The organism is Actinoallomurus acanthiterrae (assembly GCF_054775715.1).
On sequence record NZ_BAAHCO010000001.1, the window covers coordinates 11,302,054 to 11,319,402 of the forward strand.

Annotated in this window: 17 protein-coding genes; 6 read left to right on the forward strand and 11 right to left on the reverse strand. The window is 72.3% G+C overall.

Annotated features, from left to right (window positions below):
- The first annotated feature begins 24 nt into the window (after positions 1 to 24).
- Entirely contained in the window at positions 25 to 192 is a 168-nt protein-coding gene (locus ACYVF7_RS53355; RefSeq protein ID WP_460355165.1) for a hypothetical protein, read from the forward strand.
- A gap of 98 nt (positions 193 to 290) precedes the next feature.
- On the opposite strand, the gene lepB is transcribed toward ACYVF7_RS53355, so the two are convergent.
- On the reverse strand, positions 291 to 755 hold the full coding sequence (lepB, locus tag ACYVF7_RS53360) for a signal peptidase I (RefSeq protein ID WP_460355168.1): 465 nt from the start codon (positions 753 to 755) through the stop codon (positions 291 to 293).
- Positions 755 to 2,683: an ABC transporter ATP-binding protein gene (locus ACYVF7_RS53365; RefSeq protein ID WP_460355171.1), complete on the reverse strand. Its 1,929-nt coding sequence runs from the start codon at positions 2,681 to 2,683 to the stop codon at positions 755 to 757. Before ACYVF7_RS53365 ends, lepB begins: the two co-directional genes overlap by 1 nt.
- 356 nt (positions 2,684 to 3,039) lie before the next feature.
- Between ACYVF7_RS53365 and ACYVF7_RS53370 the strand changes: the two genes are divergently transcribed.
- The gene (locus ACYVF7_RS53370) at positions 3,040 to 3,636 is read left to right on the forward strand and encodes a TetR/AcrR family transcriptional regulator (RefSeq protein ID WP_460355173.1); all 597 of its coding nucleotides are present in this window, start codon (positions 3,040 to 3,042) and stop codon (positions 3,634 to 3,636) included.
- A gap of 23 nt (positions 3,637 to 3,659) precedes the next feature.
- Here the strand turns inward: ACYVF7_RS53370 and ACYVF7_RS53375 are convergent, their stop codons facing one another.
- From ACYVF7_RS53375 to ACYVF7_RS53390, 4 genes are all read right to left on the reverse strand, one after another.
- Positions 3,660 to 4,298 carry a LysE family translocator gene (locus ACYVF7_RS53375; protein WP_460355175.1) on the reverse strand — a complete coding sequence of 213 codons (639 nt, stop codon included), beginning with the start codon at positions 4,296 to 4,298 and terminating at the stop codon, positions 3,660 to 3,662.
- Between the two features lie 62 nt (positions 4,299 to 4,360).
- Positions 4,361 to 5,575, reverse strand: a complete 1,215-nt coding sequence (locus ACYVF7_RS53380) for a hypothetical protein (RefSeq protein WP_460355177.1) — start codon at positions 5,573 to 5,575, stop codon at positions 4,361 to 4,363.
- Positions 5,458 to 8,031 carry a sacsin N-terminal ATP-binding-like domain-containing protein gene (locus ACYVF7_RS53385; RefSeq protein ID WP_460358578.1) on the reverse strand — a complete coding sequence of 858 codons (2,574 nt, stop codon included), beginning with the start codon at positions 8,029 to 8,031 and terminating at the stop codon, positions 5,458 to 5,460. The genes ACYVF7_RS53380 and ACYVF7_RS53385 overlap by 118 nt, the downstream gene beginning before the upstream one ends.
- 164 nt (positions 8,032 to 8,195) lie before the next feature.
- On the reverse strand, positions 8,196 to 9,008 hold the full coding sequence (locus ACYVF7_RS53390) for a DUF3027 domain-containing protein (RefSeq protein WP_460355179.1): 813 nt from the start codon (positions 9,006 to 9,008) through the stop codon (positions 8,196 to 8,198).
- Between the two features lie 60 nt (positions 9,009 to 9,068).
- Between ACYVF7_RS53390 and ACYVF7_RS53395 the strand changes: the two genes are divergently transcribed.
- Entirely contained in the window at positions 9,069 to 10,448 is a 1,380-nt protein-coding gene (locus tag ACYVF7_RS53395; protein WP_460355181.1) for an MFS transporter, read from the forward strand.
- On the opposite strand, the gene ACYVF7_RS53400 is transcribed toward ACYVF7_RS53395, so the two are convergent.
- Entirely contained in the window at positions 10,449 to 10,835 is a 387-nt protein-coding gene (locus ACYVF7_RS53400; protein ID WP_360888983.1) for a cold-shock protein, read from the reverse strand. It lies immediately after the preceding gene.
- 45 nt (positions 10,836 to 10,880) lie between these two features.
- Positions 10,881 to 11,504: an HAD family hydrolase gene (locus ACYVF7_RS53405; protein ID WP_460355184.1), complete on the reverse strand. Its 624-nt coding sequence runs from the start codon at positions 11,502 to 11,504 to the stop codon at positions 10,881 to 10,883.
- 242 nt (positions 11,505 to 11,746) lie between these two features.
- Between ACYVF7_RS53405 and ACYVF7_RS53410 the strand changes: the two genes are divergently transcribed.
- Together ACYVF7_RS53410 and ACYVF7_RS53415 are read left to right on the forward strand one after the other, a co-directional pair.
- A complete protein-coding gene (locus tag ACYVF7_RS53410; RefSeq protein ID WP_460355186.1) occupies positions 11,747 to 12,157 on the forward strand; it encodes a hypothetical protein in 411 nt (136 codons plus the stop codon).
- Between the two features lie 106 nt (positions 12,158 to 12,263).
- Positions 12,264 to 12,881: a TetR/AcrR family transcriptional regulator gene (locus tag ACYVF7_RS53415; RefSeq protein WP_460355188.1), complete on the forward strand. Its 618-nt coding sequence runs from the start codon at positions 12,264 to 12,266 to the stop codon at positions 12,879 to 12,881.
- Here the strand turns inward: ACYVF7_RS53415 and ACYVF7_RS53420 are convergent.
- From ACYVF7_RS53420 to ACYVF7_RS53430, 3 genes are all read right to left on the reverse strand, one after another.
- On the reverse strand, positions 12,820 to 13,944 hold the full coding sequence (locus ACYVF7_RS53420) for an ABC transporter permease (protein WP_460355190.1): 1,125 nt from the start codon (positions 13,942 to 13,944) through the stop codon (positions 12,820 to 12,822). The genes ACYVF7_RS53415 and ACYVF7_RS53420 overlap by 62 nt on opposite strands.
- A gap of 379 nt (positions 13,945 to 14,323) precedes the next feature.
- Positions 14,324 to 15,148: an ABC transporter ATP-binding protein gene (locus ACYVF7_RS53425; protein ID WP_460355193.1), complete on the reverse strand. Its 825-nt coding sequence runs from the start codon at positions 15,146 to 15,148 to the stop codon at positions 14,324 to 14,326.
- Positions 15,145 to 15,798, reverse strand: a complete 654-nt coding sequence (locus ACYVF7_RS53430) for a MarR family winged helix-turn-helix transcriptional regulator (RefSeq protein WP_460355195.1) — start codon at positions 15,796 to 15,798, stop codon at positions 15,145 to 15,147. The genes ACYVF7_RS53425 and ACYVF7_RS53430 overlap by 4 nt, the downstream gene beginning before the upstream one ends.
- Before the next feature lie 255 nt (positions 15,799 to 16,053).
- Here ACYVF7_RS53430 and ACYVF7_RS53435 point away from each other — a divergent pair, with 255 nt between their 5' ends.
- Positions 16,054 to 17,307, forward strand: a complete 1,254-nt coding sequence (locus tag ACYVF7_RS53435) for an MFS transporter (protein ID WP_460355198.1) — start codon at positions 16,054 to 16,056, stop codon at positions 17,305 to 17,307.
- Positions 17,308 to 17,349: the final 42 nt, after the last annotated feature.

Consider the following 17,349-nt stretch of genomic DNA (forward strand, 5'->3'; position numbering starts at 1 on the left):
CCCGACCTTTTTAGGAGGTTGCAGATGACTCGTTTCTTCGGCACCGTCAGCGACAGGCTGCTGAGCGCGGTCCTCAAGGAGCAGTCGGCCGGCGCGTGCGTCCCGGAGCACGGCGAAAAGTGCTATTGCAAGGGCGGATACAAGTACGTCCACGACTGCAATGGCATTTGCAAGAAGGACGTCCGCTGCTAGTCGGCGATAGCCGATAAACCGGCTGTGAGGGCGGCTCCCCGGAAAGCACGTGCCGATGGGGGGCCGCCTGTTCCGTTCCACGATCAATGCGATGGTCCTCACAGGGGCCGTAGCACCGTCCCCAGCACTGTGGCCGCGGAGATATAACCCAACTGCCGGGAATCCAGGCTCCGCTCCGCGTCGCCACGTACGACGAGACGGTCGAGCGGCACCACCGCACCGGGGGCCGCACCGACCGCGGCGAGCACCTCCTCCGGCACCTGGTCTCCCGGAACGGCCGAGACACGCTTCACCAGCCACGGCGGGTCGGGCTCCCTCTTCTTGGCGGGATTGCGAAAGACCACCACGTCCCCGCGCCGAGGTCGTACGGTGCGGCGCACCAGCAGACGGTCACCGTCGGCGAAGGTGGGCGCCATGCTGCTGCCCACCACCCGGACCAGCGCCAACCGGGCCTGGAGCGATCGAAGGACGATCACGGCAGCGGTACCGCAGAGCACCGTCGTCACCCCGGCGACGACGGGCATACCGTACGGCCGGCGGGTGACCGTGTTCTCGAAAGGCATCACAGACTCTCCTCGTTCCGGTTATTCGCGCCGTGCGCGGGCCGAGCGGCGCCCGCAGGCTGGTAACCCGCGGCCTGAAGGCCGAAGAGCCTGGCGTATCCGCCGTCCAGAGCCATCAGGTCGTCGTGGCTCCCGAGTTCGGCCACTCGTCCGTCCTGGAGAACCGCGATGAGGTCGGCGTCACGTAGCGCGCCGAGCCGATGCGAGATGAGCAGGCTGGTCCGTCCGGCGCGGTACTCGGCGAGCGCACGGTGGATCTCGTGCTCGGCCTCGGGGTCCAGTCCCGAGCTGGGCTCGTCGAGGATCAGCAGGTCCGCGTCGGAGCGCATCAGCGAGCGGGCCAGGGCGACCCGCTGCCACTGCCCACCGGACAGCGTCACGCCCGTACTGTCGTCCTCTTCGTCGAGGTGGACGCGGCTCAGCTGAGTGTCGTAGCCGTGCGGCAGGCGTCGCAACGTGGCGTCGATTCCGGCCAGCCGGGCCGCCGCACGGACGCGATCGCCGTCCTCGGCGTGCGGCAGGTCGCCGAGGCCGATGTTCTCGTGCGCGGTGAGGTCATAGGTCATGTAGTCCTGGAACGTCGCGCCGACGCGGCGGCGCAGGGCGTCGACGTCCATGTCCCGCAGGTCGACGCCGTCCCACAGGATCGCCCCGCGCTCCGGGTCGTAGAGCCGGCACAGCAGCTTGACGAGGGTGCTCTTGCCCGCGCCGTTGACGCCGACCAGACCCAGCGACGAGCCCGCCGGAAGAGTCAGGTCGACACCGCGCAGCACCCACGGGCCGTCCTGGTCGTACCGGAACCACACGTCGCGGAGCTCCAAGCCCCCGCGCAGGGGCGGTGCCGGCTCGTGACCCGTCACGAGGTCGTCGCCGTCGGCCATCAGGTCGACGTAGTGGTCGAACAGCCGGACCGCCTCGGCCGCCATCCCCGCCTGGAAGACGACACCGGTGAACGCGCCCTGCACGCCTGCCACCGCGGCGATGAACAGTGTGACGTCGCCGACGGTGAAGCGCTGGTGAGCCGCTCCGACGACGACCACGAGGATGCCGAAGCCCGTCACCACTCCGTTGAGCAGGGCGAATCCGGACTGGATCAACGTGCTGCGGCGCACGACCGCCAGTTCCGCCTCCGTGGCTCCGGAGATGGCGTTCACCAGCCGCCCGTGGAGAAAGCCGCCCAGTCCGAAGAGGCGTATCTCCTTCGCCGCACGAGGCTCGGTGAGCAGTGAACGGTAGAACATCCGGCGCCGGTACTTGGCCGACACGGATTCGGAGACCGCCACCTGACGGCGGGCGATCGCGAGCCGTGAGATCAGCGCGGCGAGGCCCGAGGCGAGCAGCAGTGCCGCCATCGGAGGCCACACCGCGAGCATCACGCCGAGGAAGCCCCCGATCGAGGCGACGGCCTGGACGACCTGCTGACCGAACGTCGTGATGTTGTGCGGCGCGTCCTGGGACGCCTGCTGGGCCAGCCGCAGCCGGTCGTGGAACTCCGGGTCCTCGAACCGGCGCAGCCCCCGGAATTCGTTGACCTTGGCGAACAGCCGGCGCTCGATCGTCACCACGAGCCGCTGCCGGACCAGTTCGTCGAGGAATCCGCTCACCTGCGTGAGGACCGCGAGGAGCGCGCCGGTCGTCGCCATCGCCACGCCCAACGTGACCGCTCGCCCCGCGTCGGCGTGGGCGCCGCGCCCGAGTTCGTCGAACATCAGCTTGCCGAGCCACGCCATGACGGCGGGGCCGACGCCGGAGACGGCCGTCACGCCCAGGAGCAGCCACCCGCCGATCGGGGCGGCCCGGAACTGCAACCCCACCGCCGTGGTGACGGCGCGCAGGCGCAACCGGCTGCCCCTGATCGGATCACCTTCGGGGTCGGCACGAATGTCCGCCGCCGAGTCGTCGTCCGGTGCCGGGGTTGCGTGCGTCACCGACATGCCACCGGTACGGGGTCATGCCGACCGCCGTCGAGCGGCTGATCACCACCCGCCCCCGGCGTGCGCTTCACCGACGACCTCGGGTCATCGGGTGGTCAGCGCCGCGACGAGCAGCCCGTCGCACCTTGCCGCAATCGTCCGTGTCAACTGCGATCCCCGAAGATCTCACGAAATGGACAGCCGAAACCTACGGGGCTGCGTCAACGAGGGACAAGGGCCGGAAGTCCCGGTTTAGAGCGGCCCACAAGGGCCCCAAGTCCTGGTTCGGTGCGCGGTGGTGCCGCACTGCGGGAACAGCGCGTCGACGCCGTCGAAGACGACTCCCAGGGCGGCCGACTATAGTTAGTTGGGTGACTGACTCAACGAAGTCCCGGGTGCGCGGCACGGACAAACGCCGCCGACTGACGGCGGCGGCCGCTCAGGTCCTCCACCGGCAAGGGGTCGAACGCACCACGATCGCCGACATCGCCAAGACCGCCGACGTCCCCGTCGGGAACGTGTACTACTACTTCAAGACCAAGGACGAGCTGGTCCAGGCCGCCCTGTCCGAACACGAGGGGAACCTGGGCGAGCTCACCGCCGAGCTCGACAAGCTCCCCGACCCCCTCGACCGCCTCAAGGCCCTGGTCGGCGCGTGGGTGAGCCAACGCGACCTCGCCGCCCGCTACGGCTGCCCCACCGGCACTCTCGCCGCCGAACTCGACAAACGCGCCGACGGCACCCTCGACCGGGAGGTGGGCCGCGTCATCCGCGTGCTGCTGGACTGGGCGGAACACCAGTTCCGCGCGCTCGGCCTCCTCGACCCCGGCGACCTCGCCGTCACGCTCGTCGCCGCCTACCAGGGCATGTCGCTCCTGGCCAACGCCCTGCGCGACCCCGACATCATGACCCGCGAAGGCGACCGCCTGATCCGCTGGCTCGACGCCCTGACCGCCGACGGCTCCTGATGCCTGGGTCGGGCAGCGATATCTCAGTCCTTGCGCCCGGTCGCGGCGACGGCGACGCCGAGGCCGATCATCGCGAGCCCACCGGCCCCGCCGACCGCGGCGAGGCGCTGCGGTGAGCGGGCGAACCAATTCCTCGCGGTGGACGCGACCAGACCCCACACGGTGTCCGAGGTGAGCGCGATGGCGTCGAAGACCAGCCCGAGCACGAGCATCTGGATCGCGACATGCCCCTGACCACGGTCGACGAACTGCGGCAGCACGGCCGCGAAGAACACGATGGTCTTGGGGTTCGACACACCGACCACGAACCCTTCCCAGAGCGTGCGCAGGCCGCCGTGCGCCGGCCCGCCGTCGGTGAACGCGGCCCGCAGCGAACCACGCGCCCGCCACGCCTTGACGCCGAGGTACACCAGATAGGCGGCGCCCGCCAGCTTGAGCACCGTGAAGACGAGGACGGAACGCTCCACGATGGACCCGATTCCCAATGCCACGGCCACGATGAGCACGTAGGCGCCGAGCGCGTTCCCCACGACCGAGGTCAGGGCGGCGCGACGCCCCTGCGCCAGCGCCCGCCCGATCACGAAGAGCACGCTGGGGCCGGGAATCACGATGAGCAGGAAGGACATGGCCGCGAAAGCGACCAAGCGGTCGGTGGACACCATGCGGTCATGCAAGCACGGAGAAGGTTCGCCCTGCCAGCCATTTCTCTCGGCCGAACAGGCCCCTACAGAGCCGAAGACGCGCCCAGGTCGTCCTCGGCGAGGAGGTCCGGCAGGTGCTCCGGGTCGCGGAGGGCGGCCTCGGTGAGCAGGCGGTCCGGCCAGCGGTCGCACGCCCACGCCAGGCCCCGGGCCAGGCCGGCCGGGCCGCTCGCGTGGACGGTGCCGTCGGCGTACCACCAGGCGACCTCCTGACCGTCCACGACAAGGCGCTCGTGGTGGACGTACGTCTCCGGCGCCTCGGCGAGGACCGCCCGCGCCACCGCGGGCACCGGACGCTCCTCGCCCGCCGACTGCACGACGCCCGGGACCTCCTCGCCGCCCAGGGAGAGCTCGAGCGCGTCCGCCACATGCGGCGGGACGAACAGCAGCGGCTGGCCGCGCAGCAGCGGCAGCAGGTCGGGGCGGTCGACGACGATGGCGTCCTCGGCCGGGACGACCTCCGGCGCGCCGTCCACCAGGGCCCGTACGTGGTCCGGCGGCTCGACGTCCAGGTCCGTACGGGCCAGCGCGGCCCACAGGTCCCGCAGCCGCTCGTGGGACACCGTACGGGCCGGGTCGGCGAGGCGGTCGAGGAGCTCGGCCGGGCCGTCGGGCTCGGCGAGCAGCGCGTCGACCGTGGTCCGCACGCCGAGCGCCACGGCGACGCGCGGGTCCAGATCCGCCGGGGCCGGGTCGTACAGGTCGGCCAGGTCCTCGCCCACGCACAGTTCCCCGGGCCGGCGGCCGTCCAGGACGGGGTGCCGGCGCAGCCACCACGCGGTGTACGAGGGGACGTCCACGTGGCGGCCGTCGGCGAGCACGACGCGGACGGGATCGACGACGGCGGCGCGAAGGTCCGGCTCGGCCAGGAGGCGGAGCGCTTCCCGCCAGTCTGCGACGAACTCCAGATCGCGCACTGCCGTGAACTCCGGGATGACGTACCCGGCGTCGAACTGCTCCGCCCACTCCTCCTCGCCGTCGAGGTGGAACTCCGGCTCGATAGCGTCCTCGCCCCGGACGAGCGCGAACGTCCGCAGCACGCCGGCGGCCTCGAGCACCTCCGCGCCGTACCGCTCGACCAGGCCGGCGTCCACGACACCGAACGGCGCGTCGTCGACCATCACCTCGGCCAGCGCCAGCGGCGCGTCCGGCAGCAGCAGCTCACCGGCCGGGTACGGCTCGCCGTCGTCGCCGGGCAGCGCGAGCTCGGCCAGCCACGGCTCCTCCCCCGGCCGCACGTGGGCGCGGGAGACGAGGGTGAGCACGGCGTGCCAGATCGGTTCCGGGTCCTCCTCGTCGTACGACGCGGCGACCGCCCCACGCGTCGCCGGGTCGGTGAGGACGGCGCGCGGCCCGGCCTCGATGGCACCGAGCCGCAGCAGCAGCGGGTGCGCGGCCTCCGGATGGACGACACGCAGGCCGAGGGCGTCGAGCCCCTCGGGGTCGGTGACGAGCAGGCCACGCGGACCGCGCACGGTGCGTCCGTCGGCGAGGGGCACCGGCAACCCGGCGAGCGCGTCACGATCGGCGCCGTCCAGCGCGGCGTACAGGCGCCGCCACCACGCGGGCTCGCGGTCCAGCCCGGCGAGTACGTCGGCGACGTCGGCGATGCTGAGGCGGCGGACGCCGAGCGCGGCCAGGGCCGGATGGCGGGCCGCCAGCCGGCGGGCAGCAGCCCGGGAACGACCTCCGCGAGCACACCCGTGAGCGCCCCCGGACCGTCCACGACGACGGCATCCCGCCCCCGAACCCGAACCGGCTCGTCCGTCCACGGCAGGTCCCCCGCCGCAGACGCCTCGCCACCGGCCCGCGCAGACCCCGCATCACCCCTGGCCCGGCCGAGATAAGCTCCGCCCCCGGAACGGGCAAGGTGCCCCTCACCCGTGAAGCGCGCAGGCCCCGCTTCGTATCCAGACGGCACAGGCCCCGCCTCGGCCCCGGACTGAGCGAGCCCCGCCTCGTCCTCAGGCCGCACGGGTCGTGCCTCAGCCCCGAAGGGCGCGGGTCCCGCTTCACCCCCGGACCAGGCAGGCCCCGCCTCGTACCCAGATGGCACAGGCCCCGCCTCGGCCGCAGGCCCCGCCTCGTACCCGGAGCCGGCAACGGACGTCTCGCCGTCGGTCCGGGCGATGTCCGGCTCGGTCCCGGAGCGGGCAGGGTCCGCCTCGGCGGCGTCCTCGCCGAGGTCCGGTCCGCGGGTCTCGGGGACGGTCGGCAGGAGCGGTAGGTCGGGGAGGCGGGCGAGGATCGCGCGGCGGAGCCGGGCGTCCAGTTCACCCTTGGCGACCGGGCCGGGCACCAGGTCGAGGAGGCGCGGATCCGGCGGCAGCAGCGCGGTGTACGCTTCGGCCGCCCGCTCGATGAGGAATTCGGTCAGCGGTCCGGGGGCGACGTGCCGCCGGTCGGGGGCGAGCGGGAACGATGCGATGAGCAGCGCGGGCAGGCCGAGCGGCTCGTCGCTCGGCGTCGGCGCGTGGATCACGGCCGGCACGTCGTCGGGCAGCGGTTCGTCGGCGACGGCCCAGCGCACCTGCCAGTAGGGGCGCTCCTCGACCGGCCGGTCCGCCAGCAGGTCCGGCGCGATCTCACCGTGGGCCTCGGCGGTGCGCCAGGTCGTGCCGTTCACGGTGACCGAACCGGTCGCGGCCCCTTCGGCCGGCGGGTCCCAGGTCGCGCGCAGCGTACGTACCTCGCCGTCGACCTCGATGGCGATCTCGGCGAGGGCGGGCAGGGACAGGAGCAGGGCCGGGCCTGTCTCGGCGAGCAGCCGCCGGACCAGCGTCTCCGCGTCCGCGTCGCGCAACGGCAGGCGGACGAGCGTGTCATACCCCGCCGGAACCGCAGCGGGCGCCGCATCCGGAGTCGACCCGGCCGGCGCAGCTCCCGGAACCGACTCAGCGGGCGTGGCCTCCGCAGTCGCCCCCTCCGAAACCGACCCACCGGGCGCGACGTTCGGAACCGGCCCACCGAACGGCGTCCCCGGAACCGACCCGGCGGACGCGGCCTGCGAAGCCGACCCGGCGGGCAGGCCTTCCGAAACCGGCCCAGCGGACACCGCCTCCGAAGCCGACCCGGCAGGCACCGCCCCTTGAGCCGACCCCGCAGGCGCCGCCTCCGGACCCGGCCCGGCGGACGCGGCCCCCAGAACCGGCGCGGCGGACGCGGCCTGCGAAGCCGGCTCGACGGGCGCGGCGAACGGTAGGCGCAGGACTGGCACGTGGCCGCCGCGCCGATCGAGTTCGGCGGCGGCACCGGGGATCCGCGCCACGGCCTCGCGGGTGCGTTCGGCCGACCAGGTGACCGCCGAACCGCCGGAGGCGATGGACGGGTCGTCGCTGACCGCGACGACGGCGGCGAACCCGACGCCGAACCGGCCGACCGCGTGTGCCTCGTCGCGTTTGGCGGAGGCTCGCAGCGTGCTCAGCGCCTCGACCCCGGCGGCGTCCAGCGGCGCGCCGACGTTGGCGGCGCTCAGCACACCGTCGCGCAGTGTGAACCGGATCCGGCCTGGAACGCCGGCGCGGGCGGCCGCGTCGGCGGCGTTCTGCGCCAGTTCGACGATCACCCGGTCGCGGTAGCCACCCCGTGTGTGATCTTCTTCGGCGTTGGCGTCCTCGCGGAACCGGGCCGGCGACGCCGCCCAGGCGTCCAGCACCCGGGCCCGGATCGCCGCAGTGCCGAACCGGTCGTCCATCTCGTGCCTCTCCACTGCTGCCGGACCTTCCCGACGCCCTGCGCGCGGCCGGTCGGCCGCGCTCGCGAACCCACCGCCGCCGCGTCAAGCGCGGCGACCGGCCGGGAATGCGGTGCGCGGGCCGACCCCGCGCGCCTGCACCCATCCGACCTGCCGGGCGACGGTCAGCTGTGGCCGAGGGCCTCTTCGTCGGTCAGTGTCGCCGACGGCACCACGTCGTAGCCCATCTCGTCGACGATGGGCGGTGCGACCTCGGCCGAGGGGGGCGCCACGACGGCCTCGGAGTGGGCGCCGCAGCCGTGGTCGACGGAGACGACCTTGCCGTCGTCGGGGGCGTACTCGTTGGCGCACACGCCGAACACCTGCCGCAGGGAGCCCGCGAGCGGCACGAAGAAGCCGCAGGTCGCGCACTGCGCCGGCGCGGAGCGGGCGACCGGTGCCTCGGGGCCGGACTCCCCGCCGTACCACCGGCCGGCGGCGTCGTCGCGGCCCTCGGCGGACAGCACGCGGGCCTTGCCGAGGCCCAGCTCCCAGCCGAGCTCGACGTCGATCTCCTCCGTACTCGTGAATCCGGGCGCCAGGCGCGGGTCGTCGGCCTGTGTCGGCAGCAGGTCGCCGGGGCCGAGGTCGCCGGGGCGCAGGCGGTCGCTCCACGGGACCCACTCGGGAGAGAGCATGGCGTCCTCGCCGGGCAGCAGCACGCTCTCGCTGACGGTGGCGTGTTTGGCGCGGGAGGCGCGGACGACCGAGACGGCCCAGCGCCAGCCCCGGTAGGCCGGGTCGAGGCAGGCGAAGTAGTGGGTGACGACCCGTTCCGCCTCGGGGAGCATGCCGAGGTGCTCGCCGACGAACTCTGGCCGGGATGTATCCTCGGCCGCCGCGCGTGCCAGATCGACGGCCTCGGCGGCGATGGCGTCGATCACAGGGGTACGGCTCCGCCTGGTGGCGGCCGGACTGGTGGAACGCACAGGACTCACATACACGATTGTCGCTCATCAATGGGCATGGGTTCGCCGCAAAGAGGCAGACTTGACGGCATGAGTTTGTGGTCACGCACGCGCGCCACGGGACGATCGATGCGCGGGGTGGCCCAGAAGGCCAGGCGGGCGACCCGCCGGGCCACGCACGCCGGGGGCGCGGGCGGCAGCGGGCTGGGCGCCCTGATCGAGCTTGGCGCGCTGAACAGTGCCGGGGACGCGCTGATCGCGGTGGCGCTGGCGGGCACGATGTTCTTCAACCTTGACGTTCAGCAGGCCCGTGGCCAGGTCGCCCTTTACCTTTTGGTGACGATGGCGCCGTTCGCGCTGGTCGCGCCCCTGATCGGGCCGGTGCTCGATCACATGCGCCACGCCCGGCGCATCGCGATCGCGGGCACGATGCTGGCGCGCGGCCTGCTGTGCTGGGGGATGGCCGGGGCGGTCCTGCACAAGGATCCGGTGACGCTGATGCCCGCGGCGTTCGGGGCGCTCGTGCTGTCGAAGGCGTTCGGGGTGTCGCGCAGCGCCGTCACGCCGCGGGTGCTGCCCGACGGCCTCGCCCTGGTCACCGCGAACGCCCGTGCTTCGTTCTCCGGCCTGGTCGCCGCGTCGATCGTGGCGCCGCTCGGGGCGGGGTTGGTCGCCGTCACGAACGCCGGCTGGGCCCTGCGCGTCGCGACGGTCGTCTTCATGATCGGCGCGATCTCCGCCATGCGGCTGCCGTCCCACGTCGACACGCCCGACACGGACGCCCGGCATGACGGCTCGGAGGAGGCCGGGACGAGCGACCGGGGCCGCTGGCGGACCCTGCTGCGGGTCGGGCCGGTGGTCGGGGAGGCGATGCTCGCCAACGCGGCCCTTCGGGCGTTCGCCGGGTTCTTGATTCTCTACCTGGCGTTCCTGCTGCGGACCAAGGGGTTCGTCCAGCCGGTATCGCCCAACGTCGCGCTCGGTCTGCTGGCGGCCTCCGCCGGCGCGGGCGGCTTGGCCGGAACCGGCCTGGGCGCGCTCGTCAAGGCGCGGGCGCCGCGCGCGATCGTGTTCGGCACGCTGGCGACCGCGACGGTGACGGCGGCGGTGTGCGCGGCGTTCTTCGGCCTCATCGCCGCGCTCGTGGTGGCGTTCGTCGGCGCGCTCGGTCAGTCGCTGGGCAAGCTCGGCCTGGACGCGATCGTGCAGCGGGAGATCGGCGAGGAGGTCCGGTCGTCGACGTTCGCCGTGACGGAGACGGTGCACCAGCTCGTCTGGGTGGTCGGCGGGCTGACCGGGCTCGGCATGTCCATCGTCGCCTCGAACGGCCACCTCGCCCTCGCCGCGGTGGCGGGCGCGCTCGCGCTGTCCCTGCTCACGCTGGCATCCCGGTCCAGGAGCCGCCGTGCCGTACGACGCCGCGAGCGCGCCACCGAGGGCGAGCCGAGCGTCGCCGACACGACCGCGTGACTACTGCGGATCGAGGTCGTCCGCGACCGCGCGCAGGACCTCGCCGATCTTCTTGGCGATCTTGCCCTCGGGGTGCTTGCCCCGGCGGTAAGTGGTGGAGATGCCGTCGAGGAGCTTGATGAGGTCCTCGACGATCTCCACCATCTCGTCGGGCTTCTTGCGCTTGCCCTTGACCACCGACGGGGGGTTGTCGAGCGTGCGGACGCTCAGCGCCTGCTGCCCCTTGCGGCCCTCAACGACCCCGAACTCGACGCGCTGCCCGGGTTTGAGCGAGGTCACACCGCCGGGCAGCGCGGAGGAATGAACGAACACCTCACCACCGTCATCGCGGGTGAGGAAGCCGAATCCCTTGTCGGCGTCGTACCACTTGACCTTGCCAGTGGGCACAGGGGACCTCGTTGCTAGCTCTTGTCCGGGCGGGTCACATCAAGGCTATTGCCTCGACGAGGAACCAGGGTTGATCAGTTCGTTCAAAGTGTCGGGGAATCGCCGCAAATCGGGCAACACGATATCGGCTCCGTAGGCCCGCAGCGCCTCCGAATCGTACGGCCCTGTGGCGATCGCGACGCTGCGGGCGCCCGCCGCCCGTGCGGCGTCGATGTCGGCGACGTGGTCCCCGGCGTACGCCGTCGCGCCGAACTCCTTCAGCGCCGAGCCCTTCCCTGTGCCGAAGAGCCCGCCGGCGACGGCGTTGACGTTCAGGCCGAGGAACCGGACGGTCGCCTCGGCGTCGCGCTGGTTCTTGGCGGTGACGACGATGACGCGCCCGCCCCGGGCCCGTACGGCGTCGACGGCCGCGCTCGCACCGGGCATGGGGGACGTACGGGGCACGGCGACCTCGCCGTAGAAGGCGCGGTACCGCGCGGCCACCTCCGTGACGTCCTCGGGCGGGAACCAGTAGGCGAGTTCGGTCTCCAGCGGCGGGCCGAGGCGCGAGGTCACGGCGGCCGTGTCGATGGGCACCCCGGTCTCCGCCGACAGCCTCTCGAAGGCCGCGGCGATCCCCGTACGGGTGTCGGCAAGGGTCATGTCCAGATCGAATCCCACAGCGAGCACGCGCCTTAGGGTACGTACCATGCCGAGACACGCGTGCCCGCGCCCTCCCGGTAGTGGCGATGCGACGGGATCCGAGTGGGAGGGCGCGGAGTCTGCGCGAAATCTGGATCTATTGATCTGGTCACCGGCCGGGCTCGCATTAATTACAAGCCCGTAACTGCGGTTACGTGATGCGGATATACCCAGTGGCCGTCCCCCGAACCACACATACGGCAACCCGATCCCGAGAGTAAGAAAATAAAATGGCGAGATGGCGCAGTAAGTCGGGAAATGTCGCTCAGGATTCCGGCCGAGACGAGTCCTCCGCCGACCGGACCGTTCCGCAGGCCGGACGACACCGGCCGAACGGTGATCCGCTCCGAAGCGGCCTGGCCAGAGCCGCAGGCGTCGCGGCCACCGTGGTCGCGGTCGCCGCGACGGTCGTCGCGGTGGTGTTGGCCCTGCACATCGCCTTCGTCGTGTTCTCCGCCAATCCCGGCAACCCGATCGTCCGTACGGTGAACGAGCGGGCGCAGGGATTCGCGTGGGAGTTCCGGGACATGTTCACACCCAAGGACGAACGCGTGGCGGTGCTCGTCAACTACGGGATCGCCGCCGTCGTGTACCTCATCGCCGGAAGGGTGGTCGCCGGGCTGATCCGGCGGATTCGCTGACCGTCGCCTCCGTACGCGCACTGTCACGCCCTGTGAGATGACGAATCCGTACGACATCGGCCGACCGTTCCATGGCTTACGCTCTTTCTCGGAGGAGCACACGAAAATGCAAAGATCTACCCGAGAACGGATCGTCGCCGAGGCGCTCCGGCTGTTCGCCGAGCGGGGCTACGCCGCGACATCCGTCGCGGAGATCGAGGCCGCGGCGGGCCTGTCCCCAGGTGCCGGTGGGCTCTACCGCCACTTCCGCTCCAAGGAGGAGGTCCTGGCCGCCGCGGTGCGCGAGCACATCGCCCGCACCTCCGAGCAGATCGCCGCGATCTTCGAGCGGTCGGTCGACATCCACGACCAGCCGCTGGCCGACCGGCTGAGCGCGGCCGCGTCGGCGGGCCTGGCCAAGATGCGGGAAGAGGCCGACCTCATCCGGGTCCTCTTCCGCGACCTGGACAAGTTCCCCAACCTCGTCGCCGAGATGCGCGAGGGCATCGCCAACCCTCTCTACGACCTGTTCGGCAAGTGGCTGGCCGGCCAGCCGGAAATGGCCGGAATCGACGAGGACTGGGACGCCGTCGCCCTCACCCTCGGCGGGGCGATCGTCAACTACTGGCTCGCCCAGGACGCCCTGTACGCGGCGCCCAACCGCATCGACGAAGCACGCTTCATCAACGGCTGGTCCCGCCTCGCCATGGGCCTGGTCGGCACGGCCGCCGAAGCCGTCCAGTAACGCCAGACGACCGGTCCCGCGAGGCGACCGGCGACGGCCGAACCCGACTGGGCGGACCGGAGCCGCCTCGATAGGGCGGACCAGGACCGCCTCGGGTCGACTGGATCAGGTCGGGCGACCACACCCGGATCGGACGGACCGGTGCCACCTCCGGTCGGGCGAGCCGGATCAGGCCAGGCCGGACCTGGCCATGCCGGGCCAGGCCGGACCGGATCGGTCGGGTCGGGCCGGGCCGGATCGGTCGGGCCGGATCGGTCGGGCCGGGGCCGGCTGAGCGGACGAGCCGGCCCAGTAGCGCCGACGCGGCCGTGATGCCGGCCGCCGCGGCCACCACGAGCACCCCGATGTCGAGAGGGACGTGCCCCGGTGTGCCGATCAGCAGGGCGCGCAGGGCGTCGACCTCGTAGCTCAGCGGGTTGACGTGGCTGATGGCGCGCAGCCAGCCCGGCATGATGCTCACCGGGTACAGCGCGTTCGACCCGAAGAACAACGGCATCGTGATCGCCTGCCCGATGCCCATCAGCCGGTCCCGGGACATGGCGAGACCGGCGATGGTCATCGACAGGCACGAGAAGAACGCGGTGCCGAGCATCACGACCACCACGACCCCGAGCCAGCGCACGGGGTTGACGGTCAGCGCCACGCCGAGCAGCGCGGACAGCACCATGATGGCCACGGCCTGGGCCAGGGAGCGCACTCCCGCGGCGAACGCCTTTCCGGTGACCAGCGCCGCCCGCGGGGTCGGCGTGACGAGCAGCTTGGCCAGCACGCCCGCGTCGCGTTCCCAGATGATCTGGATGCCGTAGAAGATCGCGATGAAGAGGGCGGACTGAGCGAGGATGCCCGGCGCCAGGTAGTCCAGGTACGGCACCTGCCCGGTGGGGATGGCCCGGATCCGGGAGAACGTCTCCCCGAAGATCAGCAGCCACAGCGCGGGCTGGATCGCGCGGGTGTAGAGCTCCGTACGGTCGTGCCGCATCTTCTGCAGCTCGACGATGCACATCGCGGTCACCCGCGCGAGCGGCAGGCGCCAGGCGGCCCGGCGGGCCGGCGGCTCGTCCAAGCCGACCGGCGGCCTGGACGTCGCGGACTCAGCGGACCCGACGGGCGGTCCCGAGTTCGCGGACCCAGCGGGGTCGACCGGCGGCCGAGAGATCCCAGACTCAACCGAGCCGACGGACGGTCTCGACGTCGCCGACCCAGCGGAGTCGACCGACGGTCGGGAAACAGGCTCAGCCGAGACGGCCGGCGGCCGGGAGGCAGACTCAGTCGAACCGACCGACGGCCCAGAGGGAACCGGCTCAGCCGAACCGACCTGTGGCCCCGCTGCAGACTCAGCCGAACCGGCGGACGGTCCCGAGGGCACAGGCTCAGCCGAGACGGCCGGCGGTCCCGAGGGCACAGGCTCGGCCGCAGCGATCGGGGGCCCCGAGGTCGCGGACTCAGCCGAGACGGCCGGCGGTGCGCCGGGTGCGGCGCGCGTCGCGGAATCCGTGTCCCGGCTCGTCGAGCCGGTCTCCGGTGTAGGCACGGAACACCTCCTCGAGGGTGGCGCCGGGTTCCAGCCCGGACTTGAGTTCGGTCGGGGTGCCGAGGGCCTGGATCCGGCCTCGGTGCATGAGCGCGATCCGGCCGCAGTGCTGGTCGGCCTCGTCCATGTAGTGGGTGGTCACCAGGACGGTCATCCCGGTGGCGTGCCGGACCTCCTGGATGCGCTCCCAGACCCCGTCGCGCGCGACCGGGTCCAGGCCGATGGTCGGCTCGTCGAGGATGAGCAGGCGCGGGGCGCTGACGAGGGCCTGAGCGAGTTCGAGCCGCCGGATCATTCCGCCGGAGTACGTCTGCGCGCGCCGGTCGGCCGCGTCCGCGAGCCCGACCGCGGACAGGACATCCTCGACCCGTTCCCGGCGATGGCGGCGCGGCACGTCGAACAGCCGGGCGAAGAGTTCGACGTTCTCCCGGCCGGTCAGTGCGGCGTCCGCGGACAGTTGCTGGGGCAGGTAACCGATCGCCCGGCGTACGGCCATCCGGTGGCGTGCCACGTCGAGCCCGAACACCTCCACCATGCCGGGCGTGGCGGGCAGCAGCGTGGTGATCAGCCGGATGGTCGTGGTCTTGCCCGCCCCGTTCGGGCCGAGCAGGCCGAAGACCTCCCCCTCGGCCACCTCCAGGTCGACGCCGTCGACCGCGACGTTGCCGCCGAAGGCGTGCCGCAGCCCCCGGCACACCACCGCGGGCCGGTCCGCCGGTTCGCTCTCGTCGCTCATGAGTCACCCCCGTCGGAAGACGCGTGCGCGGATGGCGCCGCCGGGCGACCGACGGCGTCTGAAACGGCCTGCCGGCCCGCTGTACCGCCTGACACGGCCGAGCGGCCGGCCTCATCGTCCGGCGGCTGCGCCGATGTCGCCGCAGGGCCACCGGTACCGACCGACTCCAGGGACGGCCTGGCCAGGCGGTCGGTTTCGTCCACCGGTTCCGCCAGCCGGGCGAGGAGGCGGCGGAGGGCGGGCAGTGCTGCGGCGATCGACGCCCGGTCCTCGTCGGACAGTTCGTCGAGTCGTGCCCCGACGAGGTGGGCCCGGCGGTCCCGCCAGTCGGCGATGCGGCGGCGTGCCGCGGCCGTGAGTTCCAGCCGGGCGGCCCGCCGGTCGTCCGGGTCGGTCTCGCGGCGCAGCATTCCGGCCCGGATCAGCTGGTTGACCAGGGTGCTCACCGAGTTGTCGGCCAGCCGGAGCTCGCGCGCGGCCGCTGTCACGCTCACGCCGGGATGGCGGTCGACGACGAGCATCAGCTCGACCTGGGCCGGGCGCAGGTCCGGTGGTGGTGTCACGCCGCGCAGCCTGCGCCGTACGAGGCGGCGCATCGCCATGGTCACGTCCATGAGATCGCCGCCCAGCCGAACGCCATCCCTGCCCATAAGTCCGGATATTACCTCTTAAGCAGAGGTAATCATTTCCCCTGGGACAGGCGTGACCGCAGTGGCCAGTGAGGATTGGCGGCCGGGGAAGGGCTCTCCCTCCACTTCGCCACTCGTCACGCACGGTAAAGAAGGCGCTCCATAGTGTGGTCGGCCATCACGCGCGCCGAGGAGCCCACGCCGCAGTTCCGTCCCCCCGACGGCCCGCCCGCGCAGTCCGAATCGGAGTGCCATGTCCGTACGAGGGGAAGAACGGTGATCGCCACGGTGCGGGGGTTCATGTCCATGGGCCGCCCCGCCAAGGTGCTGCTGGTCAACGAGGGCGGTGAGACCGCCGGGCTTCTCATGCTCGCGCCGTACCTCGCCGACCACCTGACGCACCGGATCGGGCTGGCGGTCTGGCTCGTCGGCCTCCTCCTGGGGCTGCGTCACTTCAGCGAGGGCCTGTTCGCCGTCGGCGGCACGCTGGGCGACCGTGTCGGCTACAAGCCGGTCCTCGTGGTCGGGTGCGCGCTCGAGGCCCTGGGCTGCGCGCTGTTCGGCCTGTCCACGGCCGTGGCGTGGCTGATCGGGGCGGCGGTGTTCAGCGGGCTCGCCCGCGCGCTGTTCATCCCCGCCAGGCGCGCGTACCTCGCGCAGGTGGAAGGCGACCGCAAGGTCGAGGCGTTCGCCCTGGCGAGCGTCTGCCGCCGGGTCGGGCTGCTCATCGGCCCGATCGCCGGAATCCTGCTGATCGACGCGGGGTTCGAAACGCTGTGCACGGCGGCGGCCGGGGTCTTCGTCGCTCTCACGCTTGTGCAGTGGTGGCTGCTGCCGCCCTGCGCCGGCGTCCACGCGGGCTCGGCGCGTCCGCTCTGGGCCGAGTGGCGGGAGGCGCTCGGCGACCGCGTGTTCCTCGCCTTCGCCGCGACGATGTTCGCGTCGTACTCGCTCGTCTACCAGCTCTCGTTCGGCCTGCCGATCGAGGTACGCCACGTGTCCGGAGGACGCGTCGGCATCACGGCGCTGTTCGTCCTGTCGGCCCTGCTCGGTCTCGCGGGACAGGTACGCCTCACGCTGTGGTGCGAGCGGCGCTGGACACCCGGCCAGGTCATGGTGCGCGGCCTGATCATCATGGGTGTCGCCTTCGTCCCGCTGATGTTGCCGCCCGCGCACGGCGGGCCGCTCGTCCGCCTGCTCCCCATCATGCTGTGCGCGGCGATCCTGACCGTCGGCACGATGATGGTCTTCCCATTCGAGATGGCCACCATCGCCGACCTCGCCGGCGACCGCGGGATCGGGACGTACTACAGCGTCAACAACCTGCTGTCCGGAGTCAGCGCCGTCTTCGGCAACCTGCTCAGCGCCGCCGCGATGGGTCTGTCGCGCGCCCTGAACGTGGCGGGCCTGCCGTGGCTCGTGCTGCTGGTCCTCGGCCTTTGCTCGGCGACCGCGCTGACCTTCGTGAACAGGAGCGGCCGGCTCCCCGCCGGCCGCCTGGCCGAGGCAGGGGCCGGGACCGCCCCCTGACGCTCTCGATCATGGTCGAGCCGACCGTGCGGGACCATCAGG

What these genes read in the sequence shown, in the direction of transcription:
- ACYVF7_RS53355 (WP_460355165.1), top strand. Translation starts at nt 25, where the DNA reads ATGACTCGTTTCTTCGGCACCGTCAGCGACAGGCTGCTGAGCGCGGTC.
- lepB (WP_460355168.1), bottom strand. Translation starts at nt 755, where the DNA reads ATGCCTTTCGAGAACACGGTCACCCGCCGGCCGTACGGTATGCCCGTC.
- ACYVF7_RS53375 (WP_460355175.1), bottom strand. Translation starts at nt 4,298, where the DNA reads ATGGTGTCCACCGACCGCTTGGTCGCTTTCGCGGCCATGTCCTTCCTG.
- ACYVF7_RS53385 (WP_460358578.1), bottom strand. Translation starts at nt 8,031, where the DNA reads ATGGACGACCGGTTCGGCACTGCGGCGATCCGGGCCCGGGTGCTGGAC.
- ACYVF7_RS53395 (WP_460355181.1), top strand. Translation starts at nt 9,069, where the DNA reads ATGAGTTTGTGGTCACGCACGCGCGCCACGGGACGATCGATGCGCGGG.
- ACYVF7_RS53410 (WP_460355186.1), top strand. Translation starts at nt 11,747, where the DNA reads ATGGCGAGATGGCGCAGTAAGTCGGGAAATGTCGCTCAGGATTCCGGC.
- ACYVF7_RS53415 (WP_460355188.1), top strand. Translation starts at nt 12,264, where the DNA reads ATGCAAAGATCTACCCGAGAACGGATCGTCGCCGAGGCGCTCCGGCTG.
- ACYVF7_RS53425 (WP_460355193.1), bottom strand. Translation starts at nt 15,148, where the DNA reads ATGAGCGACGAGAGCGAACCGGCGGACCGGCCCGCGGTGGTGTGCCGG.
- ACYVF7_RS53430 (WP_460355195.1), bottom strand. Translation starts at nt 15,798, where the DNA reads ATGGGCAGGGATGGCGTTCGGCTGGGCGGCGATCTCATGGACGTGACC.